Origin of the sequence: Solimonas sp. K1W22B-7 (assembly GCF_003428335.1) — a bacterium.
In the GTDB taxonomy this organism is placed as follows: Bacteria; Pseudomonadota; Gammaproteobacteria; order Nevskiales; family Nevskiaceae; genus Solimonas_A.
This window is the reverse complement of record NZ_CP031704.1, coordinates 4,237,586-4,261,911: the sequence shown is the minus strand read 5'-3', so window position 1 is coordinate 4,261,911 and position 24,326 is coordinate 4,237,586. Positions and strand designations below refer to the sequence as shown.

Here is a 24,326-nt window from a genome sequence, read left to right as displayed (position 1 = left end):
TCGCCAGGGATTCAGTGGATCGGACCGTCGCCGGCACTGAGGCGACCGCCGCCGTGTCCGCTAGCCGCCGCCTGGATTTCCGCGGCGATGGCCAGCGCGATTTCCTCCGGCGTTTCCGAACCGATGTCGAGTCCCGCGGGCGCGTGCAGCGGCGCGGTCGTGACACCGGCCGCTTCGCGCATCTTCGCCGCGCGGCTGCGGGATCCCAGTGCGCCCAGGTACGCCAGGCGCACCGCGCGCAGTGCCTGCAGGCAGGCGAGGTCGCGCTCGAGGTTGTGGGTCATCACGACGACCGCGGTGCGGGTGTCCGGGGCGATCTGCTGCGCGAGGTTCTGCGGCTGCGCATGCAGCAGGTCCACGCCTGCAGGCAATCCGGACAGCACGGAGTCTTCCCGATGATCCACCAGGCAGACCTGCCAGCCCAGGCCGCGGGCGAGCCGGGCGAGCGCCAGGGCGGTGGTGTTGATGCCGACCAGCACCAGGCGCAGGGGCGGGCGCAGGCGCTCGACCAGCACCTGGAACTCTCCACCGGGCGTGGCGACCCTTTCCAGGCGTGTCGCGGGCAGGCTGTCCTCAGGAGCGACGCCGGAGAGCAGGGTATCGCTGAGTTGCGGATCGTCGAGTTCGTCGAGCAGCACGCTGCCGCCCCAGACCAGGCGTCGCGGCTGCGGCAGGCATTGGCCATCCTGGCTGAAAACCGTCATCAGCAGGCCCTGGCTGCGCTGCCGCAGGGACTGTGTGACCACTTCGGCGAAGCGCAACTGCCCGGCCGCTCGCAGCGGCTCCAGCAACACTTCCATCTCGCCGCCGCAGCCGAGTTCCATCAGCGCGTCGTAGCCATGCTCGCGGTCGTAGCGCAGCAGCCGCGCCTGGCCGGTGGCGATGACGTCGCGCGAGCGTTCGATGATGTCGGCTTCCGGGCAGCCCGCGGAGAGCCCGCGCACGACGCGGCCGTCGCCGAACACCAGCATGCGCGCGCCCGGGCGCCGGAATACCGGGCCACGGGTGTGCACCAGCGTGGCCAGCGCCGCGCCGCCGGAAAAGCCGCTCTCCTGCAGCTGCTGCAGGCCCGAGTACAGATCGGCGAATTCGTGGGGGGTCATTGTCCCTATGGTAAACAAATCAGTGTCAGTACAGAGACACTGATTGGGCCATATACTCCGGTCAGACATCACTGGCGGCCAATGATGAGGGTTGAGATCATGTGTTGCCACAGCCTGGCCACGGACTTGCTTTGGCCTGCAGCTGCGGATCATTGCCTTGTTCCCGTCAGCTTCCCGTAGCTTTCGCCGCAAACCGACTATTCGCCTGAGTTTCACATGCCCAAGATTCTGTTCATCCAGCACAACGGTACCCAGCACCTCATCGAGGCCGAGGAGGGCAAGAGCGTCATGCAGGCCGCGGTCGACAACATGCTGCCGGGCATCGTCGGCGACTGCGGGGGCTGCTGCACCTGCGCCACCTGCCATGGCTATGTCGATCCCGCCTGGAAGGACAAGCTGGCGCCGCAGTCCGAGGAGGAAGCCATGATGCTGGATGGCGCGCTGCACGTGGAAGAAAACAGCCGCCTGACCTGCCAGATCATCGTCAGGCAGGAGTTGGACGGCCTGGTCGTGCGGCTGCCCGCCAGCCAGTTCTGAGCCTGTTTCCGCGCCCGCTCGAGCGCAAACGAGCCAGGGTCATCATGCCCGGTCAGGGCTTGTGGCCCTGCTGGATCGCCTTGTTGATCAGGCCGATCATCCAGGTCATCGCCTGGCTGGCGCGGTCGGCGTCGAACTGCCAGCTGGTGGTCAGGCGCTCGTTGAGCGCCGGGTGCCAGAACATGTCGAGCATCGACGCCACGATCTCCCGCTGTTCCTGCGACCAGCCCGGGGTGGACTGCACCACCGCGCCGATCAGTGCCGCGCGCCGGTGCTGGTCCATCGCGGCGAAGGTCGGGTCCGTCACCGGGTAGTGCGAGACCGTGAACGAGGAGATGTAGCGGTAGGCGCGCGTGGCGATGCCGGCGAAGTCGCCCAGGGTAAGGCCGTCGAGGCTGATGCCGGACTCTTGGAACAGGCGCTGCAGCACGGCGTCGCGCAGCTGGCGCTCGGTGGCGATGTAGCGATGCACGGTGCGCTCGCTGACGCCGGCCAGCTCTCCCACTGCCTTGAAGGTCATCTGGCTCCAGTCCCAGGCCGGCAGCCGGTGCGCGATCTCGGCACCGGCGGCGATGATGCGCTCGCGGGTCTCCGCGGCCTGCTGCCGCCGCAAGGGGCTGTCGTACTGCCGGCGCGGGCTCGCAGCCTTGCCGGCCTTCTTGACGGTCGTCTTGCCTGCTTTCGGGGGTTGCCTCATCGGGAGCCTGTTTGCGTGTCGTGGGCTTGTCGGCAGCGCGCGGGAGTGCCAGGAGCCGTCGGCTTCTGCAAAAAAAGCCGGTGCCGGACCTGTTGTCGTCCTTTTTCAAATATTACAGGCAAGTGCAGGGCGTCACCATGCGGGCGGCCGCCGCGGGGTTTCCTGCCTTTTCGCGGGTTTGGCGCGGCGCGGTCCGTGGATTTGACCCGGCGCGCGGCGAAGTTTTCCGCAGATGCAGTCTTGCCTTTACAGCGGTCGGGAGCCTGTAGATAATCAACATCATTGTTGTCTAAATAACAAAGATGAACAGGCCCTGAGGAGACGCATGCCTACCACCGAATCCCTCTCTCCAGCGGCACTGCTGGCCGTCTACACCCTCGCCCTGCGCATCCACCTGGTGGACGAGCGCTTCCGCGGTCTTCTGCGGTCGGGCCGCCTGGCGGCGGTGTACTACTCCCCGCGCGGCCAGGAGATCCTGGCGGCGGCGATGGGCGTACACCTGAATGCCCGCGACTACCTGGTGACCACCTACCGCGGCATCCACGACCAGCTGGCCAAGGGGATCCCGCTACGGTCCCTGTTCGCCGAGTACTACGGCAAGGCCACCGGCGCCTGCAAGGGCAAGGGCGGCGCCATGCACATCACCCACCCCGCCTCCGGCGTGATGGTCACGACGGGTGTCGTGGGCAGCGGCCTGCCGATCGCCAACGGCCTGGCCTGGGCCAGCCAGCTCAAGGGCGAGGACCGGGTCACCCTGTGCTGCTTCGGTGATGGCGCCTCCAACATCGGCGCCTTCCACGAAGCCCTCAACCTGGCCGCCCTGTGGAAACTGCCGGTGATCTTCCTGTGCCAGAACAACGGCTACGGCGAATGCACCCCGTACGGCAAGGCCACCGCCTCCGCCCGCATCTCCGATCGTGCCGCCGCCTACGGCCCCAACATGTTGGGCGTCACCGTCGACGGCAACGACCCAGAAGCCATGTGGACCGCCTCTGCCGCCGCCGTCGCCCGCGCAAGGTCCGGCGAAGGCCCCACGCTCCTGGAAGCCAAGACCTTCCGCTTCATGGGCCACTACTTCGGCGACCCCGGCGCCTACATCCCCAAGGCCGAATACGACGCCGCCCTGGCCAAGGACCCCATGCCCGCCACCCGCGCCGCCGTCCTGGCCAGCGGCATCAGCGAAGCCGAGCTGGAAGACCTGAAAAAGCAGATCGAAGCCGACATCGACGACGCCCTGCAGTTCGCCCTCGACAGCCCCGTGCCGGACCTCGACGAAATCAACCGCGACATCTACGCAGACCCCACGGGAGCCCCGGCATGAACGCCCCCACTGCCGCCACCACCGCCACGAAAACCATCAGCTTCACCGAGGCCTACTCCCGCGCCCTGCATGACGCCATGGAGATGGACCCCCGCGTCATCATGCTGGGCGAAGACATCGCCGACGAAGAGGGCGGCGGCGTGTTCAAGGTCACCAAGGGCCTGTCCACCAAGTTTGGATCCAGAGTCCGCACCACCCCGATCTCCGAACAGGCCATCGTCGGCGCCGCCGTCGGCGCCGCCCTGGCCGGCCTGCGTCCCGTGGCCGAGATCATGCTGATGAACTTCATCACCGTACCGATGGACCAGATCGTCAACCACGCCGCCAAGCTGCGCTTCATGTCCGGCGGCCAGACCCACGTCCCGATCACCATCCGCACCCGTACCGGCGCCGGGGCCGGCACCGCCGGCCAGCACTCCGACATGCTGGAAGCCTGGTTCGCCCACGTCGCCGGCATGAAGGTCGTCATCCCCTCCAGCCCCGCGGACGCCTACGGCCTGCTGCTGGGCTGCATCTTCGACGAGGATCCCTGCCTGTTCATCGAAGACGCCATGACCCGCACCCAGACCGGTCCCGAGCCGGAGAAGGGCAAGATCATCCCCTTGGGCCAGGCCAACGTCGCAAGAGAGGGAACGGATGTCACCGTCATCGGCTACGGCCGCCCCCTGCGCGACACCCTGGTCATCGCAGAGAAGCTCGCCGCCGAAGGCATCTCCGTCGAAGTCCTGGACCTGCGCACCGTCTCGCCGCTGGACACCGACAGCATCCTCAAATCGGTGGCCAAGACCCAAAGAGCGGTCGTGGTCCACGAAGCTCCCCGCAGCTTCGGCGCCGGTGCCGAAGTCGCCGCCCGCATCCAGGAGCACCTGTACAGCGAACTCAAGGCCCCGGTGCTGCGCGTGGCCTCGCGCGACGTCACCGTGCCCTTCGCCAAGGTGCTGGAGCAGGAATACCTCTACAAACCCAGCGCGATCGAGGCTTCGATCCGCCAGACCCTGAACGGGAAGGGCCGCCGATGAGCACCGAAGTCCGCATCCCGCAGATCGGGTTCTCCGCCCAGGAAGGCACCTTGACCGAATGGCTGGTGCCCGACGGCGGCCAGGTGGAGGCGGGCAAGCCGCTCTACACCCTGGAGCTGGACAAGTCGGTGCAGGAGGTCGAGGCGCCGGCCTCGGGCATGCTCAAGGTCCATGCGGCTACCGGTGAGGTCTATCCCATCGGGGCATTGATCGCGGAGATCCTGTGAGCAGCGCCTGGCCCGAAAGCTGGCGCGTCCTTGACCACGGCATCCGCAGCGGGCGCTACACCGACCCTGCGTTCGCGCGTCTGGAATACGACAAGCTCTGGAGCACTGTCTGGCAGGCCGCCGCGCGCCTGGACGAAATCCCCGAAGTGGGCGACTACGCCACCTACGACATTGGCGACCAGTCCGTCATCGTCGTGCGCGCCGAAGACGGCAGCGTCAAGACCTACCACAACGTCTGCCCGCACCGCGGCACCGCCCTGTCCGGCGGCGGCAACGGCCACTTCCCCCACTGCAAGATCATCTGCCCCTTCCACGGCTGGCGCTGGAACTTGCAGGGCCAGAACGAATACGTCCTGGAACGGGGCGAATTCCGCGGCGGCCAGCTGCAGGACAGCGACGTCGCCCTGCGTGCAGTCCACCACGTCGTCTTCGCCGGCTTCGTCTTCATCAACTTCGACCGCAACCCCCAGCCCTTCGACGACTTCATCGCCCCGGTCCGGGAGCTCATCGAAGGCCTGGCCATCGGCCAGATGCACCACTACTGGTGGAAAGCCCTGCCGGTCGCCGCCAACTGGAAAGTCGCCCAGGAAGCCTTCTTCGAGGGCTACCACGTCCCGGCCACCCACCCCCAGCTGGAACCGGACTCCGCCGACATCGTCATGAACGGCACTCCCAGCGCCGAAGCCGAAGCCCACTTCGCCCACCGCAACGTCCACACCGAGAAATACCCCCACGGCCACGGCCGCTTCTTTGCCGGCAAGAAGACCCCCATGCAGGGCCACGTCCGCCAGGCCGGCGACCCCATCGAAATGATGGCCGCCCGCCTGAATCTCCTGGTCGAAGGCATGGACGCCATGGTCCTGAAGGAAGACGTCGAGATCGTCCGCTCCCTGAAGGACAAGCCCATCCCCGAGGGCTCCAGCCTGGGCGCCGAGTACGTCAAGGCCCTGTACACCACCGCCGCACAGCAGCAGCGGCCCATGCCCAGGCCCGTCCCCGAGATCCTGGGCATGTGGGGCGGCGAGATCTTCGTCTTCCCCAACCTCTTGATCCTGCCGCAGGCCGGCAACGCCATGATCTACCGCATCCGGCCCGATGGGAACGACCCGGACCGCTGCATCTTCGAGATCTTCTCCACCAGGACCTACCCGGCCGCAGTGAAACCGCCGCGGGCCGAGGTCCGGAAGATCACCGACATCATGGACCCGGAGCAGGTGCTGCTGATCCCGCGCCAGGACTTCCACAACATCCCGCGCATGCAGAAGGGTCTGCACTCCCGCGGCTGCAAGCAGATCTGGCTGGCCGTTGAGCACGAGAAGATGATCCTCAACATGCACCAGGAACTGGATCGCTATCTGAAGGGCACCGCCGTTGACACGCCGGTCGCTGGAGTATCCGTCGCATGAATTTCGAGTTGTCCGAAGAACAGCAGATGATGCGCGAGTCCTTCTCGCGCTTTCTCAGTGAGCAGAGCAGCACGCTGCGCGTCCGCGCCGCCCTGCCTTCCGGCTTCGACGCGGCGCTGTGGCGCGGCCTGGCCGAACTCGGGGCGTTCTCGATCCGCGTGCCTGAGGACGCGGGTGGCCTGGGCCTGGGCCTGCTGGATGCCGTGCTGCTGATGGAGGAGGCGGGACGTACGCTGGCCTCCGGTCCGGTTGCCGAAACGCTGGTCGCCGCGCGTCTGCTGGCGCTGCTGGGCGGGCAAGCGGAACTGCTGGAGCGTGTCATGAGCGGCGCCGCGGTGGTCGGCATCGCCTTCCACGACATCGCGAGCCGACCGCTGCAATGGGTGGCCGGCGGCAATGTGGCGGTCGCGGTGATCGCCCGCCATGGCGACGAGATCGTGCTGGTCAATGCCGCCGGCGCGGCGCAGGCCGAGGAGAACCTGGCCTCGACCGCCATCGCCGAACTGCGCCTGGCGGCATTGCCGCGCAGCACGCTGGCGCACGGCACCGAGGCGCTCAGGGCTTTGGCGCAGGCCCAGGAGGAATGGAAGCTGCTGATTGCGGCGGCCCTCGCCGGGCTCGGGCGCGAATCGCTGCGGCTGGCCGCGGCCTATGCCAGCGAGCGCAAGCAGTTCGGGCAGTTCATCGGCCAGTTCCAGGCGATCTCGCATCCGCTCGCCGACCTGCTCTGCGAGGTGGACGGCGGCAAGTTCCTGGTCTGGCGCGCCATCCGCGACATCGCCGATGGCAGCGCGGAAGCGGCCGCCGGGGTTTCCATCGCCGCCTGGTGGAACACGCAGGCCGCGGCCCGCGCCGTTGCGCAGGCCCTGCACACCTTCGGCGGCTACGGCCTCACCACCGAGTACGACATCTTCCTGTTCAACCTGCGCGCCAAGGCCTGGCCGCTGGTGCTGGGTGACCCGCAGCGCCTGCTCGAGGAAGCCGGACGGCGCCTCTACGCGGGCGAGAAGGCGGCCCTGCCGGAGGCCGGTGACTGCCCCATCGACTTCGACCTGGGTGACGATGCCCGCGCCATCACCGCGGAGATCGACGCGTTCTTCGACAAGCACGTCACCCCGGCGATGCGCGAGAAGTTCCACTACAGCTGGGAAGGCTACAACCCCGAGATCAACCGCAAGCTCGCCGAGGCCAACCTGCTGTTCCCGGGCCTGAAGCGTGAGATGGGGGGGCGCGGCCTGTCGCCCTACGCCAAGATCGCGGCCATGGATGCCTTCGAGCACCAGGGCTACAACAACCCGGCGGCGAACGTGGCTCAGATGGTGTCGCTGATCATGTATCGCTTCGGCAGCGACGAACTCAAGCGCGACGTGCTGAGCAAGGTCATGTCGGGCGAGGTGATCTGCAGCCTGGGCTATTCCGAGCCCGGCTCCGGCTCCGACGTGTTCGCGGCTCAATGCCGCGCGACACCCGATGGCGACGGCTGGCGCATCGACGGCACCAAGATGTTCACCAGCGGCGCGAACCTGGCCAGCTACGTGCTGATGCTCTGCCGCACCAATACCGAGGTGGCCAAGCACAAGGGCCTGACCATGTTCATCGTCCCGCTGAAGGCCGATGGCGTGACCATCCAGCCGGTCTACACCTTCCAGGACGAGCGCACCAACATCACCTTCTACGACGGCGTGCGCATCCCCGACAGCTACCGTCTGGGCGATGTCGATGGCGGCGTGCGCACCATGAGCGCGAGCCTGGAACTCGAGCATGGCGGCGGTTTCTCCAAGGTGATGCGCGCGATGCTCAAGGCCGCTGAAGATCTGTGCCGCGAGATACAGGAAGAGGGCAGGCCGCTGCTGGAGGACCGCTCCGCCCAGGCCCGCTTGGCCCGCAGCAAGGCCCACCTCTGGGTGTCGGACATGCTGGCCTTCCGCGCGCAGTGGACCATCGCGGAGAAGAAGCCGAACCTGGCCTACGGGCCGATGGCCAAGCTGTTCTCCTCGGAGAAATTCCTGACCGACGCCCGCGACCTGCTCGACCTCACGGCGCCGTACTCGCTGTCCAAGCGCGCCGGTGCGGCCGGCCTGCTGAATCAGTGCTATCGTCATGCGCAGGGTACGACGATTTACGGTGGCACCAGCGAAGTCCACCGCAGCATGATTGCCGAGCGTGCGCTGGGGATGCCGCGCACGCGCGCCTGAGGAGAGAAAAACAGTGTCAGAAGCCCCGCATCTGCTGACCGAGGACGACGGCGCGATCCTGGTCGTCACGCTCAATCGCCCCGACAAGCTCAATGCCCTCACCGGCGAACTGATGGCGCTGTTCGAGCAGGGCCTGCATCGCTTCCGCGATACGCCGGAACTCAAGGTCATGCTGATCCGCGCGACCGGCCGCTATTTCTGCTCCGGCGCGGACCTGCGCGGCGGCAGCGAGCCGCGCGTCCAGGCGGCTCCCTCGGCCTCGTCGATCCGCGAGAGCCATCGCCTGAAGCTGCACGGCATGCACCGCATCTACGACGAGATGGAGGCGATCGAGAAGCCGATCGTCGTCGCGCATCACGCCATGTGCATGGGCGGCGGCCTGGAGCTGTCGCTGTCCTGCGATTTCCGCCTGGCCGCCAAGAGTGCGCGCTATGCCTTCCCCGAGGGCAAGTTCGGCGTCATTCCCGCTTCCAATGGCGTCAGCCGCCTGTCGCGCATGATCGGCACGCACTGGACGCGTTACCTGATCATGGCCAACCTGCCGGTCGATGCCGACCGCGCGCTGATCATGGGCTTGGTCCACGAGGTCTTCCCGGACGAAAGCTTCGGCGAGGACACGATGCGCTTCTGCCGCCACCTGGCCGAGCAGAACGGCGAGCAGATGGGCATGGCCAAGCTCGCCATCGAACTGGCGCATGACGTCGGCCTGGCGCAGGCGCGCAATGTCGAGCGCATGGCCAACAGTGCGCTGATGCTGAACCCCGCCTACATCGAGGGAATGAAGCGCTACATCCAGGGTATCGGCGGCAAGAAGAGCGGCGACTGAGGGCAGTCGTCGCGCTGGAGCCGCCTCAGGCGGCCGGTGTTGCGTCTCCGGGCCTGCGGGCACCGAGCGAGATGCTGATCGCGTGCAGGTCGGGCGGCAGGTCGATCAGCGAGCGGAAGGCATGGGTCACCGAGGTGAACTGCGAGATCGGACGCTCGCGCAGGTTCAGCCCGGCTTCCATCGCCGCCTTGCCGAAGCGCATGCGCGCCTCCGGCGATACGTCCCAGGTCTTGCCCTCCTCGAACATCTGCCCGGCGCGCACGTTGGTGACGCGGATGCCGTCGGCTTCGAGTTCGTGGTGCAGGCCTTCGGAGAAACGCTCGAGCCCGGCCTTGGAGCACTGGTAGGCCACCAGGTGAGGGAAGCGCATGCCCACCGATTCGCTGCTGATGTTGATGATGTGGCTGCCGCGGCCCATCAGCGGTATCGCCGAGCGGGCGCAGAGCATCGGCCCGGCCAGGTTGGTGGTCACCGTCTGCATGATCTGCTCGTCGCTGGCCTCGGCGATCAGGAAGGGCTCGAACACCGCCGCGTTGTTGATCAGCACGTCGATGCGCGGATGGCGCCCGGCGATCGCGGCGAAAGCGGCCTTCACCGACTCCGGCGAGGCCACGTCGCAGGCGACCGCCATGGCGCGCGCGCCGAGCTCGGCGGCCACGGCCTCGACCTTCGCCGCTGTGCGGCCCAGCAGCACGACGCTGTCGCCGTCGGCCACGAAGCGCCGCGCCAGCGCGCGGCCCAGGCCGACGCCGGCGCCGGTGATCACGATGAGCTTGGACATGGCTCAGCCCTTCCCGGGGTAGACGGACAGGTCGCCGCCGTAGGCGATGCCGCCCGGCCAGAAGCGCGTGCCGCTGACCTTGCGGAAGTAGTGGACCGTGCGCGCCACCGAGCCCGAGGCCGAGCGCGGCTGCATGGCGATGCCGCTGGGGCTCCGGCCGCCGGCGCGCGCGCTGAAATCCTTGAGGGTGAAGAGCAGGTCGTCGGTCTGCTGGGCGCAGAGCACCAGCTGGTCGCCGGGGCAGTAGTGGCGCGGTTCGATCTGGATGGGCGACAGCTCGCCGCGCTTCATCGCCACGTGGCCCGGCACGTTGATCACCTCGACGCTGTGCACGTCCTCGTACCAGGTCTGGTATTCCTGCCGGCGTCCGGGGACGTAGTTGGCCAGGATGATGCTCACGCCCGACAGCGGTTCCGACGGGCGCCAGTTGGGGCTGTACTTCCAGTCGCTGAAGAGACGGTAGCTGTAAATCTTCTCGGTTTCGTCGTCCGCCACCAGGCCGGCGTCGCGGGCTTCGGCCAGCAGCGGGCCGAGGGCGGGCAGGTCGATTTCCGGGCGGGGCAGGTCGAAGTCGTAGACGCTGAGGTAGCGCCAGGGCTGCGGGATGTCCGGCATGATCTGCTCCGGCGTCACCTCGTAGCGGTCCGTCGTGATGAAGCCCCGCAGGCGCGCCAGGGCCTCGCGGTGCGGGCCGTCGAACCAGGCGGCGTACCCCGCCTCGCGGCCCGCGGGCACGTTGTGCAGGTGAATGCTGGTGTAAAGGGCCATGAAATCGCGCGCTTGCGCCTCCCCGAGGTGCCCGCTGCCGGCGGGCTGATGGTTGTCCTGCCCGGTGCCCGCCGCGGGCTGCGATGCAGGCCTGGCGGCTTCCTATTATAATCAACAACGGTGACTATAAGGTCAAGTGTCTGGCTGAAATGGCTGGTGCTTTAATAAACACCACTGTTGTGTGAAATTCAGCTTTGTGCGATAAACCGGGGACCGGTGCGCGTGGCGCGTGCCAGGCGAGGAGAGCATGAAAATCCAGATCGAAAAGATCGCCTTGCGGCGAGACCGGGCCGGCATGCCCCGGACCGCCCCGGCCTGAGCGTCTCCGAATCCCCTGATCCAGAACGCAGTATTCCTTCGCGGAGTGTCACATGAGCAATGCCCCCAACCTGAGCCCCGCAGCCCCCAGGCCTGCGCACATCACCGACGCGGTGATGTACGACTTCGACATGTTCGCCGACCCGGCCTACGTCGCCGATCCGCATGCGCGCATCCTGGACCTGCTGAAGAACGCGCCGCCGATCTTCTGGACGCCGCGCAACGGCGGCCACTGGATGCTGCTGAGCCACTCGGCGAACTTCAATGCCTCGCGCGACACCGAAAGCTTCTCCAGCGAGATCGTGCCGCAGGCGCAGTTCAAGGCGATGATGGCGCAGCTGCCGCCGGGCTCCCCGCACATCCCGCAGCCGCTGCCGATCACCATCGATCCGCCGGCGCACACCGCCTACCGCATGCCGCTGCAGCGCGCCTTCTCGCCCAAGGCGATGCTGGCCCTCAAGGACAGCATCCGCGATCTCGCCGTGGACCTGATCGAGAAGATCAAGGCCAAGGGCGGCGCCGACTTCCTGACGGAGGTGGCCGAGCCGCTGCCGGTGCAGGTGTTCCTGAAGATGTTCGGCCTGCCGCTGGAGCGCCAGCAGGAATACCGTGTGCTGGTGAAGGAGCACATGGAAGGGATCAAGAATCCCGATCCGCGCGCCATCGTCCGGCGCATGCTCAAGCTCACCTCGATCATGCGCGAGACCGTGCTGGAGCGTAAGGAAAACCCCAGGGACGACCTCATCAGCATGCTCTGGCAGGCCGATATCGGCGGCAAGCCGACGACGCTGGAAGACATGGAGAACTACTGCGTCGTCCTGTTCACCGCCGGCCTCGACACGGTGGTCAACGGCATCGGCCTGGGCGTGCTGCACCTGGCCAGGGACGCCGAGCTGCAGGCGAAGCTGCGGCAGAGCCCGGAACTGATTCCGAAGGCCGCCGAGGAACTGCTGCGCCGCTACACCTTCACCGTGCCGATCCGCCGCGTCGCCAAGGACATGAACTTCCAGGGCGTGGACATGAAGTCGGGCGAGCGTGCCATGCTGTTCCTGCCTGCCGCCGACCTCGATTCCGCCGAGTACCCGGAAGCCGGCAAGTACGACCTCAACCGCGAAACCGTGCATGTGGCCTTCGGCATGGGGCCGCACCGCTGCCTCGGCTCGCATCTGGCGCGCCTCGAGCTGCAGGTGATCTACGAAGAGCTGCTGGCACGCCTGCCCGCGTTCAAGCTCGATCCGGCCAAGCCGGTCGCCTACCACGGCGGCCACGTCGTGGGTCCCGAATCGCTCTGGCTGAGCTGGGCCGCATGATCGTGCGAGCCCCCTGCGCCATGCCGGGGGCAGACGCCGACCGCCGCCTTTCCCGAAGGGGAAGGGCGGCGGCGGGGTCGGCATGAACCCGCCAGGGGTCGATGGCCTGCCGGGGTTCCGGCGGCGCATCCGCATCACACCCGCCGCCGGCCAGGTCTGCAGCGAACTGGAAGACGACTACCACTGCATGCGCGTCACCGTCCGTCACGATGGAACGATGGCGACGGACATCGAGGCGGTGATGCAGCGCGCGCCCTGGACCACCTGCCCGGGAGCGGTGGAGCAGGTCCGCCAGACCTTCACGGGAATCGCGCTGGATGCCTTCGCGGCGCGCGGCGACAAGCCGTCCAACTGCACTCACCTGCATGACCTCGCGCTGCTGGCCGCCGCGCACGCCGCCGATGCAGCGGCGCTGGTCTACGACATCCTGGTATCAGACCCCGTCGAAGGGCGCCGCCGCGTGGAGCTGCGCCTCAATGGCCGCGCCATGCTCGCCTGGACCGAGGCTGGCGGAAAGATCGTTGAGCCGGCAGAACTGGCGGGCCTGACGCCCGAGCAGCTGCGCCCCGGCACCGCGGGCCTGGTTGCCAGTCAGAAGGAAGCGATCCGCCTGCTGCGCTGGGGTGCGCTGCTGGCGCACGGGCGCACGATCCCGATGGAGCGGCAGTCCGACGCCAGCCGCATGCCGCCCAACTGCTATACCTTCCAGCCCGCAAAGGCGGTCGAAGCCCGTCGCGTCGGCGTGATCCGCGACTTCAGCGCCGGTACGGCGCAACCGCTCGACCCGCCGCGCTGACGGCACCCGGCCGACACCATGACGCGCACGCCCGAGTCTGTATCCGTCCTTGTGCGCACGCCGCTCATTCCACTATCGGGCGGCCGCCGATCGCCGCGCGTCCCAGCAGCATGAACAGGGCGCTGCCGGCCAGCACGCCGATCGCGGTGGTCCACAGAAACAGGTCATAGCCGTCGGTGAGTTTGAGCGTCACGCTCAGCAGCACCGCGCCCAGGGCGGAAGCGATGCCCAGTGCCGCGATCACCAGGCCCAGCACGCTGCTGTAGATGCCGACGCCGAAATGGCGCAGCACCAGGTAGCCGGCGATATCGCCCTCGGCACCCTGCGACAGGCCCATCAGCAGCACGGCGCTGACCAGCGCCCACTGCACATTCAGCGACGAGGCGATCAGGAACATGCCGATGGCGGGCAGGCCCATGCCGACCGCGGCCACCGCATGCGCCGGCAGGCGGTCCAGTGCCAGCCCGCAAACGAAGCGGCCGATGATCACGCCAGTGGCGTAGAGCGAGATCATCATCGATGCCGCCGCGGCATTGGCGCCGTTCTCCAGCAGCATCATCTTCAGCTGCAGGCCATGCAGCGGCTGCGGGATGTTGCACAGGAAGATGCCGCCGGCGATCACCCAGAACGCCGGGCTGCGCAGGATCGCGGGGTAGTCGCGCCCGGCACGGCGCTCGCGGCGGGCCTCGGGGGGAGGCTGGCTCTGTGCCGGGATCATCAGCAGCGCCAGCAGGCCGAAGCAGGCGCTGAACACCGCCAGCACCCGGTAGGCCGCGCGCCAGCCGTTCTCGTCGATGTAGTCGCTGAGCAGCGGTGCGCCGATGGCGCCGACGATCGCCGGTCCGCTGGCCATGATCGCCAGGCCCAGGCCGCGCGCCTGCAGGAAGCGCTCCGCCACCAGGCGGCTGTAGACCGTCGAAGTGGTGGTGGTGCCCAGCACCACCTGCAGCATCGTGATCGCGATGAACACCCGCAGCTCGCCGTTGAAGACGCTGAGCGCCAGGTAGGACAGCGGCAGGAACAGCACGCCAATCAGTGCCACGCGGCGCACGCCGAACAGATCCGTCAGCCGCCCGATCAGCGGCAGGCAGACCAGGGTCAGCAGCGTGGCCGTGCCCAGCAGCGCGAAGTCGGACTTGGACCAGCCGAACTCCTTGAGCAGATGCGGTGCGAAGCTGCCGATGATGTAGGCACTGGCCGCCAGCCCCGCGCCATGGCCGATCGTGCTGGCGGCCAGCGCGCGCCAGTTGACGCGCAGTTCCGTCACATAGCTCATCGCAATTCTCTCGGCGGATCAGGCGGAAGCATTTGCGCAACTCCTCGACGAAGACCTCGGGTTGCTCGAAAGCTGCGAAACGGCTCCGCTGCCGTACGCGCCTACGGCTTCGGTTTCTGCTCCAGTACTTTCCAGATGCCGTCGGCGCTGCCGACAGTCTTGTTCCCCACGCAGATCAGGCCGCGCACGAAGGCCAGCTGCGAGCTGCTGCGGATCAGTTCCGGCCGGCAGCTGACGAAGTTGCCGACCTTGGCGCTGGCGACGAACTGGATCTGCAGCTGGGCGGTGACCAGGGAGCTGTGGCCGGTCGCCCGCGCCGCCCGGTAACCCAGCGCGATGTCGGCGAAGGTCATCAGCGCGCCGCCGTGCAGGGAGCCCTGGTGATTGTTGCTGTGCCGCTCGTCGACGATGAAGCCGAGCGTGCGCTCCGGGTCGGTGCCGTACAGCCAGAGCGGGCTGAGCGTGCCGGTGAAGCCGCCGGCATCCAGGCGCTTCCAGCCTGCGGCCAGCAGCGTTTCGGCGTCCATGGCCTCGACGTTCTGCATGGCGGCTCAGGCTGCCGTGTCGAAGCAGTGCCGCGCGACCGCGCCGGCCTGGCCGCCGCGCCCGCCCAGCTCCGAGAGCAGGGCCTTCATGCGGTAGGTCCACAGGTGCAGCGGGTGCTCCAGCGTCATGCCCATCGCGCCGAGCATCTGGTGCAGGTCGTAGATCACGCGGGTGGCGCTGTCCTGCGCGTGCAGGGCCGCCAGCGCCGCATCGCCGTCGTCGGCCGTCGCGGCCGCCTTCAGCGCCAGCCAGCGCACGCCGCCGGCGAGCACCGCGCATTCGGCCAGGCGATGCCGCAGGGCCTGGAAGCTGCCCAGCGGACGCCCGAACTGCTTGCGCACGCTCAGGTGTTCCACCGTCGAGGCGATGGCGGCCTGCAGCAGGCCGCTGGTCTCCGCCGCCAGCGCCACGCGCAGCCACTTGCGCAGGTTCGCCGCATCGCTGGCGGGTAGCGGGGTCACGTCGAGCTGCCCCGTGAGCCGGCCCATCGGGTAGGCGAACAGCGACTCCACCGGCTCCACCGTGCCGGCCTTGGCCAGCGCGAGGCCGATGCTGTCGCCGTCGATGATGATCAGGGTCTTCGCCGTCGCGACGAAACGGCCCGGCCGGCCGTTCTCCACCACCGCGAGCGAGCGCGGCCAGTCGCCGGGCAGCTGCGGCCGTACCAGCATCGACAGCGCGATCTCCGCGGTACAGGGCAGCCAGGCGAGGCGTTCCACCGCCATCGCTGCGCTCAGCGGCCCCAGTTCCGGTACCGCGGCGATGTCGAAGTAGCCGCCTTCCTCGAGCTCCCGCTCCAGCGCCGCGCCCACCAGCGCGAAGCCATGGAAATCGGTCGGCTTGCTCTCGAACTGCGTGGCCATGCGGTCCAGCGCACTGACCAGGGCAGACTGGTCGCTTGTCAGCGTGAAGTCCATCAGCGGGGCTCCCGCGGCAGGCGCAGCAGTTCGGTGGCAATGAGGTTGAGCTGGATCTCGGCCGCGCCGGAGGCGATGCCGGCAACGATGGCGCGCTGGTGATGGGCCAGTAGCAACGGGTCGCCGCCCGCCAGGGCCTCGGGGACCTGCTCCACCACGAACTCGCCCACCAGCCGTTCCGCCATCACCGTGGCGTAGCGCGCGGCGCTGGCTTCCGGGCCCGTGGGCGCGCCGTGGCGGCGCTGGTCGACGATCTGGTAGCTGTAAAGCCTCGCCGCCTCGCAGGCGGCCTGTGCGCGTGCCGCCTGCTCGACGGCCCCGCCGCCGAAGCGGCCGGCCTTCTGCAGCTTCGACACCGCGCGGCGCAGCATCTTGGATGCCAGCGCGAAGCGCGGAATGCCCACGCGCTCCAGCGACAGCGAAGTGCGCGCGATCTCCCAGGCCTGGCCCTCGGTGCCCAGCAGGGCGCTGGCGGGCAGGCGCACGTCGTCGAAGAACACCTCGTGGATGTCGCCTTCGCCGATCACGCTGGGAATCTGGCGCACCGTGATGCCCGGCGTGTCCATCGGCAGCAGGAACACCGACAGGCCCGTCTTGCCGGGCGAGGTGCGCGCCAGCAGGAAGCAGGTGTCGGCGTGGCCGGCGTAGGACGTCCAGATCTTCTGGCCGTTGATGATGTAGTGATCGCCGTCCTTCTCCGCGCGCGTGCGCAGCGAGGCCAGGTCGGAGCCGGCCTCGGGCTCGGAGAAGCCCTGGCACCAGATCGTCTCGCCCCGCGCCATCGGCGGGATGTAGCGTTCCTGCTGCGCCTCGGTGCCGAAACGCATCAGCGTCGGCCCGATCCAGTTCACGTTCATGTACTGGCCGCCGCGCGGTTCGCCCGCGGCCCACATCTCCTCGGCGAGGATGAACGAGGTCCAGGGGTCCGCCTCGCGTCCGCCCCAGCGCTTCGGCCAGTGCGGCACCAGCAGGCCGGCCTTGGCCAGCTCCGCGCAGAACTTCGTGGAGAAGCGGCTCTGCGCCTCGGAGCCCGGCCCGTGGGCCAGGTCCTCCCAGTCCGCGGGAAGGTGGGCCGCGAGGAAGTCGCGCACCGTTGCGCGGAATGCCCTTTGTTCAGGGTCCCAGTTGAAGTCCATCAGTTTCGATCCCCGCTCGAAGGACGCCGTTGCGGGTTCAGGATGCCACCACTCGCTCGCAGACGAGCGCATCGTAGGACAGGTACTTGGTGGTGGACCAGCCGCCGTCCAGGGCGATGGTCTGGCCGTTGATGTAGCTGCCTTCCTTCGAGGCGAGGAAGTGGATCGTGTTGGCCACGTCCTCCACGGTGCCATCGCGGTTGAAGGGCGTCATCTCCTGGTTGATGCGCTGGAAGGCGGGTGCGTCCCAGAAGTCCCTGGTCATGTCGGTCTTGATCACGCCCGGCGCCACCAGGTTCGCGCGGATGCCGGTCGCGCCGTACTGCGCCGCCAGCGTCTGCGTCAGCCCGACCAGGCCGGCCTTGACCGCGCAGTAGATGCCGCCGTTGAGGCCGCCGAGCGTGCCGAACACCGAGCCGACGCTGATGATCGACGCATCCGCCTTCATCACCCCGAGGGCGACGCGGGCGAAGCGGAACGGCGCCTTCAGGCTGATCTCGATCACTTCGTTGAGCATGCCGTCGTCGGTCTCGTGCACCGGTGCCCAGCGGCCGGAGCCGGCGTTGTTCACCAGGCAGTCGAGCCGGCCGAAGGACTTGATCGCCAGGTCCACGGCGCGCTGCGGCGCATCGGTGGCGGTCACGTCCATGGCCAGGGTAACGACCTCGGTGGTGGCGGACAGGCTTTTGGCAAGCTGGTCCAGGCGATCCTGCCGCCGGGCCACCGCGACGATGCGGAAGCCGCCCGCCGCAAAGCGGCGCGCGATCGCTTCGCCGATGCCGGCGCTCGCGCCGGTGATGAGGACCACGGGCTTCTGGGCAGAATCTTGCTTCATGTCGTTCTCCGTTGGCGGCAGTGCGGGCGCCCGCGCGACACCCGGTCGCGCACAAGCCCCATGCCACGCTTCTTATGGGCCCGGACCGTTCCCTGCTTTCCGCAACGACGAGTCCCCGGCTTTTCGATCAGGCTGGGCAAATCGTATCGGCTGGGGACGGGGGACGCAGGGCCATTGCATCCAAGGACATGTCGCCGATCATCGTCAGACCAGCCCGCCCGGGCCCTGGTCCCGGAGGTGAGCGCTATGCAGCCCTGGCGATCTCGAGATGGCGGCGGTACTGCTGCGGCGTCGACCCGGTCCAGCGCTTGAAGGCGCGGCCGAAGCTGGACTGCTCGGAGTAGCCGAGCATCGCCGCCACGTCGTCCAGCGACAGTTCGTCGCGGTCCAGGTGCACCCTGGCCAGGTCGATGCGCTGCTTCTCGAGGATGTCCGAGAAGCGCAGCCCCGATTCGCTGAGGTTGGCCTGCAGGGTGCGGATCGAGGTGCCGAGCTTCTTGGCGCAATGCTGGATCGTGCAGTTGCCCGAGGGCAGCGAGCCGCGCACGAAGTCCTCCACCCGCTCCAGCAGCGTGGTGCGCGACGCCGCGCGCACGCGGCCGAGATAGCCACCCAGCAGCCGGAACAGCAGGCGGTTGGAACTGCCCACCGTGTGGTCCAGGAACGTCGTGGGGAAGGCGATGGCGTTGGACGACGCGCCGCTGCGGAACGAGCAGCCGTAGCGGTTCACGATCTCGGGAATGTCCTTCTGCCGCGCATCCACCGCGAGGTTGACGTAGCTCGGGCGGAAGTTGGGGCCGCCGATCTGGCGCAGCAGCTTCAGGATCAGCAGCGTCGCCTTGTAGTTGGCCTGGTTGTTCTGCCCCAGGTCGCCCTGCACATGCCACTGCAGCTCGCTGGTTTCCTTGCCCTCGGCCAGCTCCAGCACCGCCACCGGCGAATGCACCACCGGGATGTAGTCGATGAAGCTGGTCAGTGCCTCGCGAAAGGTCGAGGCCGAGCGGCACAGCGCGGCGACCGAGCCGAACACGTCCGGCTCCTGCGCCTGCGCCAGCTTCAGGCCGAACAGGGAATCGTTGAAGGCCGTGCTGCAGTACTCCAGCACGTCGACCAGCGACTTGGTGTCGATGTAGCAGTCGGGGTCGCGCATCGCACGCATGTCGATGCCATGGCGCTCGAGGATGTGGCGCGGATCGGCGCCGAGATTGCGTACCAGATCGGCGAAGCCGGTGAGATTGGCGGCACGCATCTGCCGTTCGACCGGCATCGAGTCGAGCGGCCCTTCCAGGCTGTAAAAAAACCCTTCGCGCATCGCCATCCTCTCCTCCTCTACGACCTGCGGCGGCGGCGCGCAGCCCGTGGGGCAGCTTGCACTGAATGTCGATCCCGGAACACGAAGTGTAGGGAAGCAGACAGCGTTCCGTGCCATAAAACGGTGAGAACCAAGCATAGCACCGGCGCGAGCAAAAATGATCAACATTGATGATCTTAAAGAGATAGCGAAAAAGTACATCCGTTATGAAAAAGATGTAGAAAATAGAATCGCTTACCTCACTTTTGACCGTCCCGACGCGCTCAACGCCACCTCGGTCGGCATGCGCCAGATCTATGCCGACCTGGTGCACAAGGCCAACATCGACGACGAGGTCAAGGTGCTGGTCATCCGCGGTGCCGGCGACCATTTCGGCGGCGGCGGCGACCTGCCCGAGCAGGCCGAAATGCTCTCCGAGGGCAGGGAGGACGTGTCCCTGCTGCACGAGTTCGGCATCAACGATCCCGACGTGAAGTACCCGCCCAAGGATTCCTTCCGCTTCCTGCACGGCCTCACCGATCACTACGCCAAGGCCCGCGCGGGCAATCGTCCGCTGCAGGAATTCAAGAAGATCAGCATCGTCGAGGCCAAGGGCTACTGCTACGGCTGGCACTTCTACCAGGCCGCCGACGCCGACCTGCTGGTGTCCTCCGACGAGGCCCTGTTCGGACACCCCTCGTTCCGCTACGCCGGCTGGGGCCCGCGTCTCTGGACCTGGGTGGAAACCATCGGCCTGCGCAAATTCCAGGAGATGCTGTTCACCGGCCGGCCCTTCACCGCCAGGGAAATGGCCGACTGCAATTTCATCAACAGCGTCGTGCCGCGTGAGCAGCTGGACGCGGAAACGAAGAAGTACGCCATGGCCTGCGCTCGCTCGCGTCCCACCGACGTGATCGCCGTGCAGAAGACCTTCCTCGAGCTCTACAAGCAGTACCGCGGCGAATACATGGGCAGCGTGCTCACCGGCTTCGTCGAAGGCATGCTGCCGATGATGAAGAACGACAAGGCCAGCGACGTGCAGTTGGGCGCCGAAGTTTTCGAGAAGGGCCTCAACAACGTCGTGAAGGACCTCGACATGGAATACCCGCCCGAGTGGCGCCTGAGCCGCTCCAACCGCCGCAAGCCCTGATCGCGCAGAGGCCCGCCGCGCCATGGAATACCGCAGTCTCGGGGCCTCCGGCCTCAAGGTTTCCGTGCTCGGGTTCGGCGCCGCCACCTTCGGCGGGCAGGCGCCGTTCTTCTCGGCCTGGGGCAGCAGCGACGCCGACGAGGCGCGGCGCCTGGTGGACGTCTGCCTGGAGGCCGGCGTCAACCTGTTCGACACGGCCGACGTCTATTCCAGCGGCGCCTCCGAGGAAATCCTCGGCGCCGCACTCAAGGGCCGGCGCCAGCAGGCCCTGATCTCCACCAAGATCAGCCTGCCGACCGGCCGCGGCCCCAACGACATCGGCTCCTCGCGCCATCGCCTGGTCCCCGCCGTCGACGCCGCCCTGAAGCGCCTCGGCACCGACTACATCGACCTGCTGCAGCTGCACGGTTTCGACGCCTCCACGCCGGTCGAGGAAGTGCTGTACACGCTCGACACCCTGGTGCGCGCCGGCAAGCTGCGCTACATCGGCGCTTCCAACTTCGCCGCCTGGGAGTTGATGAAGTCCCTGGCCATCGCCGACCGGCGCGGCTGGCCGCGCTACGTCGCCCACCAGGTGCACTACTCGCTGGTCGGCCGCGACTACGAGGCCGAGCTGATGCCCCTGGCGCGGGACCAGCGCGTCGGCGCCCTGGTCTGGAGCCCGCTGGGCTGGGGCCGCCTCACCGGCAAGATCCGGCGCGGGCAGGGCTTCCCCGAGGGTGGCCGCCTGAAGGAAGTGGCCCACTGGGGCCTGCCGGTGGAGGAGGAGCGCCTGCACCGCGTGGTCGACGCCCTCGACGCCGTCGCCGCCCAGACCGGCAGGACCATCCCGCAGATCGCACTGGCCTGGCTGCTGGGCCGGCCCACGGTGTCGTCCCTGATCGTGGGCGCCCGCAACGAGGCGCAGCTGCGCGACAACCTCGGGGCGGTGGGCTGGACGCTCGCGCCGGAACAGGTCCGCCAGCTCGACGAGGCCAGCGCCTTCATGCCGGCCTATCCGCACTACTCCTACCGCATCGACAAGGCCTTTCGGCGCCTCAATCCGCCGGTGATCTAGGGCCTGTTAACCCTACGGCAGTCGCTGCGACGGAGGCCGTTTTGGCGCAGGGCTATGTCCCGGCACGCGCGGTGTACTAAACGTACATAAGCGGGGCGGGACGACGCCCTGCGCCAAAACGGTCCCGCCCTCCGGGTGCCCCCGTATTTGCCGCCATGCTGTGTTGCTCGTCGGTCACTTATTCCCGATAAGCGCCCTCCTCGCGCCTTGCCTGGCGGCAAATACGGGGGCATCGCAGCGACTGCCGTAGGGTTAACAGGCCCTAGGACAGGCCCTCGCCGCGCCTACCCTGGGATTGTTAAGGAAAAGCCTCGCAAAAGGCCTTTTTTTGTTTAGTTTTTCTAAATCGTTAGCTAAGTAAATATCAATTGTTGCAGTGCAACACCGTCGGTATCGTATGCCTACCTAAACAAGTGCTCGAGAAATCGGGGGGTAAGCAAAATGTTCGAAATCATCGTTGTCGGCAGCACCGCTGCCTTCCTGGCCGCCACGGCCGCTCTGGAACTGGCCGATGCCATCACCGATCACCGCCGGCTCAGCCGCGTGACGGCGCCGGGCATCCAGCTGGCCCGCACTTCCATCCAGGCCTCCCGCAAGGTGGTCATGGAAACACCGGAACCGATGCGCCAGGCCGCCTGAAGGCCCGCATCACATCGGTGGCCCCAGGGCCGCCGGTCTACAGTCTCCTCCAGATCCGCACAGGATCTACTTTGGGCCACGGTCTCCGTGGCCCTTTCTTTTTGCCCGGCTGTTTTTGCCTGACCCGGCACTGTGCTGGCGCCTCCGCCGGCAATCAATAAGACATCAGTGTTGATTAATAGAGAACGCTGCCGCAGAATTGACCCCAATGGTGTCGCTGGCGGGAGAAAGATTCGTGGCTATACGTCGGTCTATCGATGAGCTGACAAGGAAAGAATGCCTGATGCTGGATTCCCTGTCGCAACCCCTGCGGATCCGGCAGATCGCGGATGTGCATGGCATATCGGTCAATACCGTGAAGCACCACCTCAAGAATGCCTACCTGAAGCTCGGCGTGGACACCCGCCAGCGGGCAGTCGAGAGCTACCGTGCGCGCATGAAGCCGCCGGTGGCATCGGCGGCCGCGGTTTCGGCGGAGCGCGCTTCGCTTTAGGGCCTGTCATCCCTTCCCTGATCGCTGCGACGGAGGCCGCCTGGGTGCAGGGCTATGCCCCGAGGCGCGCCGTGTACTTGATGTACATCAGCGACTCGGGGCATAGCCCTGCGCCCAGGCGGCCCCGCCCTTCGGGTGCCCCCGTCTTTGCCGCCATGCTGTGTTGCTCGTCAGTCCCTTATTCCCGATAAGCGACCTCCTCGCGCCTTGCCTGGCGGCAAATACGGGGGCATCGCAGCGACCAGGGAAGGGATGACAGGCCCTAAGGGCGGGTGTCGGCGCGCAGCAGCGGGGACCCCGGAAAACAAAAAAGGAGATAGCTGGCTGGCAGCTATCTCCTTGTCTCGTTTGGTGGACAGTACAGGGCTTGAACCTGTGACCCCCGCCGTGTGAAAGCGATGCTCTACCGCTGAGCTAACTGTCCGAGGGGGGCGAATGATAGGGGGAAGACCCCAGGATCGTCAAACGATCCCCTGCTGCCGCAGTCCCTCCAGCGCCGCCGCGTCCAGGCCCAGCAGGCCGCCATAGATTTCGCCGTTGTGCTGGCCCAGCGCCGGGCTGGGCTGGCGGATGCGGCCGGGGGTCTCCGACAGCTTCGGCGCCACGTTCTGCATACGCAATTCGCCGAAATCCGGGTGGGCGACGCTGACCACCGCCTGGCGCGCCTGGAAATGCGGGTCGGCGAGCATGTCGGGAGCGCGGTAGATCAGGCCGGCCGGCACGCCGTGCTCGCGCATCAGGGCCAGCACCTCCTTCGTCGGCCGCGCCCGCGTCCAGCGCTCGATGCGCTCGTCCAGTTCCGCCTGGCGCTGACCCCGCGCGTCGTGGCTGCCGTATTCCGGACAGGTGCCCATGGCTTCCTCGCCCATGGCTTTGCACAGCCGCGCGAACACCCCGTCCTGGTTGGCGCCGATCAGCACCATGCCGTCGGCCGTCGCGTAGACGTTCGAAGGCGCGATGCCGGGCAGGATCGCGCCGTTGCGCTCGCGGATGAAGCCGGTCTTGTCGTACTCCGGGATCAGCGATTCCATGACGTTGAGCACGGCCTCGTACAGCGCCGAATCCACCATCTGGCCGCGGCCGGTGGCGTGGCGCACGTTGAGTGCCGCCAGCGCGCCCAGGCAGCCGAAGGTCGCCGCCAGCGTATCGCCGATCGAGATGCCGACCCGCGAGGGCGGGGCGGAAGGATCGCCGACGATGTAGCGCAGGCCGCCCATCGCCTCGCCGATCACGCCGAAGGACGGCTGCTCCGCGTAGGGGCCGTCCTGGCCGTAGCCCGACACCCGCACCATGATCAGCTTCGGGTTGGCGGCGCTCAGCGCATCCCAGCCCAGGTTCCACTTCTCCAGTGTGCCGGGGCGGAAATTCTCGATCAGGATGTCGGCCTGCTCCACCAGCCGGCGCAGCATGGCCTGTCCCTCCGCCTGGCGCAGGTCCAGCGTCACCGACTTCTTGTTGCGCGCGATCACCGGCCACCACAGCGGCTTGCCGTCTTCCGTGCGCTTGCCCCACTGGCGCATCGGGTCGCCGCTGCCGGGCGGCTCCACCTTGATCACCTCGGCGCCGAAGTCCGCCATCAGCTGGCCGCAGAAGGGCCCGGCGATCAGCGTGCCCAGTTCGATCACCCGCAGCCCGGTCAGCGGGCCATGTGCGAAAGCGGTTCCGGTACTGCTCATGCTCTT

24 protein-coding genes and 1 tRNA gene are annotated in these 24,326 nt (G+C 67.5%); 13 read left to right on the top strand and 12 right to left on the bottom strand.

The features are described from left to right. Nucleotides 1-11: 11 nt before the first annotated feature. Nucleotides 12-1,103: an XdhC family protein gene (locus D0B54_RS19195; protein WP_162932572.1), complete on the bottom strand. Its 1,092-nt coding sequence runs from the start codon at nt 1,101-1,103 to the stop codon at nt 12-14. Nucleotides 1,104-1,319: 216 nt separating this feature from the next. On the opposite strand from D0B54_RS19195, the gene D0B54_RS19190 reads away from it, so the two are divergent. Next, a complete protein-coding gene (locus tag D0B54_RS19190; protein WP_117293208.1) occupies nt 1,320-1,640 on the top strand; it encodes a 2Fe-2S iron-sulfur cluster-binding protein in 321 nt (106 codons plus the stop codon). A 52-nt stretch (nt 1,641-1,692) separates the two neighbouring features. Here the strand turns inward: D0B54_RS19190 and D0B54_RS19185 are convergent, their stop codons facing one another. Then, complete coding sequence (locus tag D0B54_RS19185) at nt 1,693-2,337, bottom strand: TetR/AcrR family transcriptional regulator (RefSeq protein WP_117293206.1); 645 nt, start codon at nt 2,335-2,337, stop codon at nt 1,693-1,695. Nucleotides 2,338-2,662: 325 nt separating this feature from the next. On the opposite strand from D0B54_RS19185, the gene D0B54_RS19180 reads away from it, so the two are divergent. Genes D0B54_RS19180 through D0B54_RS19155 form a run of 6 tightly spaced genes read left to right on the top strand, consistent with a single transcriptional unit; the run spans nt 2,663 to nt 9,331 of the window. Continuing rightward, on the top strand, nt 2,663-3,658 hold the full coding sequence (locus D0B54_RS19180) for a thiamine pyrophosphate-dependent dehydrogenase E1 component subunit alpha (RefSeq protein ID WP_117293204.1): 996 nt from the start codon (nt 2,663-2,665) through the stop codon (nt 3,656-3,658). Further along, complete coding sequence (locus D0B54_RS19175) at nt 3,655-4,677, top strand: alpha-ketoacid dehydrogenase subunit beta (RefSeq protein ID WP_117293202.1); 1,023 nt, start codon at nt 3,655-3,657, stop codon at nt 4,675-4,677. The genes D0B54_RS19180 and D0B54_RS19175 overlap by 4 nt, the downstream gene beginning before the upstream one ends. Further along, nucleotides 4,674-4,904, top strand: coding sequence for a biotin/lipoyl-containing protein (locus tag D0B54_RS19170; RefSeq protein WP_117293200.1), 231 nt, complete (start codon nt 4,674-4,676; stop codon nt 4,902-4,904). The genes D0B54_RS19175 and D0B54_RS19170 overlap by 4 nt, the downstream gene beginning before the upstream one ends. Then, nucleotides 4,901-6,310, top strand: a complete 1,410-nt coding sequence (locus D0B54_RS19165) for an aromatic ring-hydroxylating oxygenase subunit alpha (protein ID WP_117293198.1) — start codon at nt 4,901-4,903, stop codon at nt 6,308-6,310. Before D0B54_RS19170 ends, D0B54_RS19165 begins: the two co-directional genes overlap by 4 nt. Further along, entirely contained in the window at nt 6,307-8,505 is a 2,199-nt protein-coding gene (locus tag D0B54_RS19160) for an acyl-CoA dehydrogenase (protein WP_117293196.1), read from the top strand. The genes D0B54_RS19165 and D0B54_RS19160 overlap by 4 nt, the downstream gene beginning before the upstream one ends. A gap of 13 nt (nt 8,506-8,518) precedes the next feature. Next, the gene (locus D0B54_RS19155; protein WP_117293194.1) at nt 8,519-9,331 is read left to right on the top strand and encodes an enoyl-CoA hydratase/isomerase family protein; all 813 of its coding nucleotides are present in this window, start codon (nt 8,519-8,521) and stop codon (nt 9,329-9,331) included. A gap of 25 nt (nt 9,332-9,356) precedes the next feature. On the opposite strand, the gene D0B54_RS19150 is transcribed toward D0B54_RS19155, so the two are convergent. Together D0B54_RS19150 and D0B54_RS19145 are read right to left on the bottom strand one after the other, a co-directional pair. After that, on the bottom strand, nt 9,357-10,112 hold the full coding sequence (locus D0B54_RS19150; RefSeq protein ID WP_117293192.1) for an SDR family oxidoreductase: 756 nt from the start codon (nt 10,110-10,112) through the stop codon (nt 9,357-9,359). 3 nt (nt 10,113-10,115) lie between these two features. Then, the gene (locus D0B54_RS19145) at nt 10,116-10,880 is read right to left on the bottom strand and encodes a hypothetical protein (RefSeq protein ID WP_117293190.1); all 765 of its coding nucleotides are present in this window, start codon (nt 10,878-10,880) and stop codon (nt 10,116-10,118) included. 371 nt (nt 10,881-11,251) lie between these two features. Between D0B54_RS19145 and D0B54_RS19140 the strand changes: the two genes are divergently transcribed. Beyond that, nucleotides 11,252-12,508 carry a cytochrome P450 gene (locus D0B54_RS19140; RefSeq protein ID WP_117293188.1) on the top strand — a complete coding sequence of 419 codons (1,257 nt, stop codon included), beginning with the start codon at nt 11,252-11,254 and terminating at the stop codon, nt 12,506-12,508. Nucleotides 12,509-12,590: 82 nt separating this feature from the next. Further along, nucleotides 12,591-13,304, top strand: coding sequence for a DUF2889 domain-containing protein (locus D0B54_RS19135; RefSeq protein WP_117293186.1), 714 nt, complete (start codon nt 12,591-12,593; stop codon nt 13,302-13,304). Nucleotides 13,305-13,368: 64 nt separating this feature from the next. Here D0B54_RS19135 and D0B54_RS19130 read toward each other — a convergent pair whose 3' ends face one another. The 6 genes from D0B54_RS19130 to D0B54_RS19105 all read right to left on the bottom strand — a co-directional run bounded on the left by D0B54_RS19130 (nt 13,369) and on the right by D0B54_RS19105 (nt 19,332). Further along, nucleotides 13,369-14,580 carry an MFS transporter gene (locus D0B54_RS19130; protein ID WP_117293184.1) on the bottom strand — a complete coding sequence of 404 codons (1,212 nt, stop codon included), beginning with the start codon at nt 14,578-14,580 and terminating at the stop codon, nt 13,369-13,371. A 101-nt stretch (nt 14,581-14,681) separates the two neighbouring features. Further along, entirely contained in the window at nt 14,682-15,125 is a 444-nt protein-coding gene (locus D0B54_RS19125; RefSeq protein ID WP_117293182.1) for a PaaI family thioesterase, read from the bottom strand. A 6-nt stretch (nt 15,126-15,131) separates the two neighbouring features. Next, nucleotides 15,132-16,043 (bottom strand): acyl-CoA dehydrogenase family protein, encoded by a 912-nt coding sequence (locus D0B54_RS19120; protein ID WP_117293180.1) that lies wholly within the window; start codon nt 16,041-16,043, stop codon nt 15,132-15,134. Next, nucleotides 16,043-17,179: an acyl-CoA dehydrogenase family protein gene (locus tag D0B54_RS19115; protein WP_117293178.1), complete on the bottom strand. Its 1,137-nt coding sequence runs from the start codon at nt 17,177-17,179 to the stop codon at nt 16,043-16,045. Before D0B54_RS19115 ends, D0B54_RS19120 begins: the two co-directional genes overlap by 1 nt. Before the next feature lie 37 nt (nt 17,180-17,216). Beyond that, nucleotides 17,217-18,014: an SDR family NAD(P)-dependent oxidoreductase gene (locus D0B54_RS19110; protein ID WP_117293176.1), complete on the bottom strand. Its 798-nt coding sequence runs from the start codon at nt 18,012-18,014 to the stop codon at nt 17,217-17,219. 244 nt (nt 18,015-18,258) lie between these two features. Then, nucleotides 18,259-19,332, bottom strand: a complete 1,074-nt coding sequence (locus tag D0B54_RS19105) for an AraC family transcriptional regulator (protein ID WP_205527180.1) — start codon at nt 19,330-19,332, stop codon at nt 18,259-18,261. 151 nt (nt 19,333-19,483) lie between these two features. Here D0B54_RS19105 and D0B54_RS19100 point away from each other — a divergent pair, with 151 nt between their 5' ends. The 4 genes from D0B54_RS19100 to D0B54_RS19085 all read left to right on the top strand — a co-directional run bounded on the left by D0B54_RS19100 (nt 19,484) and on the right by D0B54_RS19085 (nt 22,644). Next, nucleotides 19,484-20,455, top strand: coding sequence for an enoyl-CoA hydratase/isomerase family protein (locus D0B54_RS19100; protein ID WP_117293172.1), 972 nt, complete (start codon nt 19,484-19,486; stop codon nt 20,453-20,455). Nucleotides 20,456-20,477: 22 nt separating this feature from the next. Continuing rightward, nucleotides 20,478-21,512 carry an aldo/keto reductase gene (locus D0B54_RS19095; RefSeq protein ID WP_117293170.1) on the top strand — a complete coding sequence of 345 codons (1,035 nt, stop codon included), beginning with the start codon at nt 20,478-20,480 and terminating at the stop codon, nt 21,510-21,512. Between the two features lie 441 nt (nt 21,513-21,953). Continuing rightward, nucleotides 21,954-22,151 carry a hypothetical protein gene (locus D0B54_RS19090; RefSeq protein ID WP_117293168.1) on the top strand — a complete coding sequence of 66 codons (198 nt, stop codon included), beginning with the start codon at nt 21,954-21,956 and terminating at the stop codon, nt 22,149-22,151. Between the two features lie 208 nt (nt 22,152-22,359). After that, complete coding sequence (locus tag D0B54_RS19085; RefSeq protein WP_117293166.1) at nt 22,360-22,644, top strand: helix-turn-helix domain-containing protein; 285 nt, start codon at nt 22,360-22,362, stop codon at nt 22,642-22,644. A gap of 349 nt (nt 22,645-22,993) precedes the next feature. Here D0B54_RS19085 and D0B54_RS19080 read toward each other — a convergent pair. Next, nucleotides 22,994-23,068 (bottom strand) — tRNA-Val (locus D0B54_RS19080). 37 nt (nt 23,069-23,105) lie between these two features. Then, nucleotides 23,106-24,320 carry a CaiB/BaiF CoA transferase family protein gene (locus D0B54_RS19075; RefSeq protein WP_117293164.1) on the bottom strand — a complete coding sequence of 405 codons (1,215 nt, stop codon included), beginning with the start codon at nt 24,318-24,320 and terminating at the stop codon, nt 23,106-23,108. Between the last annotated feature and the right edge of the window lie 6 nt (nt 24,321-24,326).

Bases quoted from the DNA above. Each gene is read 5' to 3' on its own strand.
- D0B54_RS19195 (WP_162932572.1), bottom strand. From the start codon at position 1,103: ATGACCCCCCACGAATTCGCCGATCTGTACTCGGGCCTGCAGCAGCTG.
- D0B54_RS19190 (WP_117293208.1), top strand. From the start codon at position 1,320: ATGCCCAAGATTCTGTTCATCCAGCACAACGGTACCCAGCACCTCATC.
- D0B54_RS19185 (WP_117293206.1), bottom strand. From the start codon at position 2,337: ATGAGGCAACCCCCGAAAGCAGGCAAGACGACCGTCAAGAAGGCCGGC.
- D0B54_RS19180 (WP_117293204.1), top strand. From the start codon at position 2,663: ATGCCTACCACCGAATCCCTCTCTCCAGCGGCACTGCTGGCCGTCTAC.
- D0B54_RS19175 (WP_117293202.1), top strand. From the start codon at position 3,655: ATGAACGCCCCCACTGCCGCCACCACCGCCACGAAAACCATCAGCTTC.
- D0B54_RS19170 (WP_117293200.1), top strand. From the start codon at position 4,674: ATGAGCACCGAAGTCCGCATCCCGCAGATCGGGTTCTCCGCCCAGGAA.
- D0B54_RS19160 (WP_117293196.1), top strand. From the start codon at position 6,307: ATGAATTTCGAGTTGTCCGAAGAACAGCAGATGATGCGCGAGTCCTTC.
- D0B54_RS19150 (WP_117293192.1), bottom strand. From the start codon at position 10,112: ATGTCCAAGCTCATCGTGATCACCGGCGCCGGCGTCGGCCTGGGCCGC.
- D0B54_RS19145 (WP_117293190.1), bottom strand. From the start codon at position 10,880: ATGGCCCTTTACACCAGCATTCACCTGCACAACGTGCCCGCGGGCCGC.
- D0B54_RS19140 (WP_117293188.1), top strand. From the start codon at position 11,252: ATGAGCAATGCCCCCAACCTGAGCCCCGCAGCCCCCAGGCCTGCGCAC.
- D0B54_RS19135 (WP_117293186.1), top strand. From the start codon at position 12,591: ATGAACCCGCCAGGGGTCGATGGCCTGCCGGGGTTCCGGCGGCGCATC.
- D0B54_RS19130 (WP_117293184.1), bottom strand. From the start codon at position 14,580: ATGAGCTATGTGACGGAACTGCGCGTCAACTGGCGCGCGCTGGCCGCC.
- D0B54_RS19125 (WP_117293182.1), bottom strand. From the start codon at position 15,125: ATGCAGAACGTCGAGGCCATGGACGCCGAAACGCTGCTGGCCGCAGGC.
- D0B54_RS19120 (WP_117293180.1), bottom strand. From the start codon at position 16,043: ATGGACTTCACGCTGACAAGCGACCAGTCTGCCCTGGTCAGTGCGCTG.
- D0B54_RS19115 (WP_117293178.1), bottom strand. From the start codon at position 17,179: ATGGACTTCAACTGGGACCCTGAACAAAGGGCATTCCGCGCAACGGTG.
- D0B54_RS19110 (WP_117293176.1), bottom strand. From the start codon at position 18,014: ATGAAGCAAGATTCTGCCCAGAAGCCCGTGGTCCTCATCACCGGCGCG.
- D0B54_RS19105 (WP_205527180.1), bottom strand. From the start codon at position 19,332: ATGGCGATGCGCGAAGGGTTTTTTTACAGCCTGGAAGGGCCGCTCGAC.
- D0B54_RS19100 (WP_117293172.1), top strand. From the start codon at position 19,484: ATGATCAACATTGATGATCTTAAAGAGATAGCGAAAAAGTACATCCGT.
- D0B54_RS19095 (WP_117293170.1), top strand. From the start codon at position 20,478: ATGGAATACCGCAGTCTCGGGGCCTCCGGCCTCAAGGTTTCCGTGCTC.
- D0B54_RS19090 (WP_117293168.1), top strand. From the start codon at position 21,954: ATGTTCGAAATCATCGTTGTCGGCAGCACCGCTGCCTTCCTGGCCGCC.
- D0B54_RS19085 (WP_117293166.1), top strand. From the start codon at position 22,360: ATGGTGTCGCTGGCGGGAGAAAGATTCGTGGCTATACGTCGGTCTATC.
- D0B54_RS19075 (WP_117293164.1), bottom strand. From the start codon at position 24,320: ATGAGCAGTACCGGAACCGCTTTCGCACATGGCCCGCTGACCGGGCTG.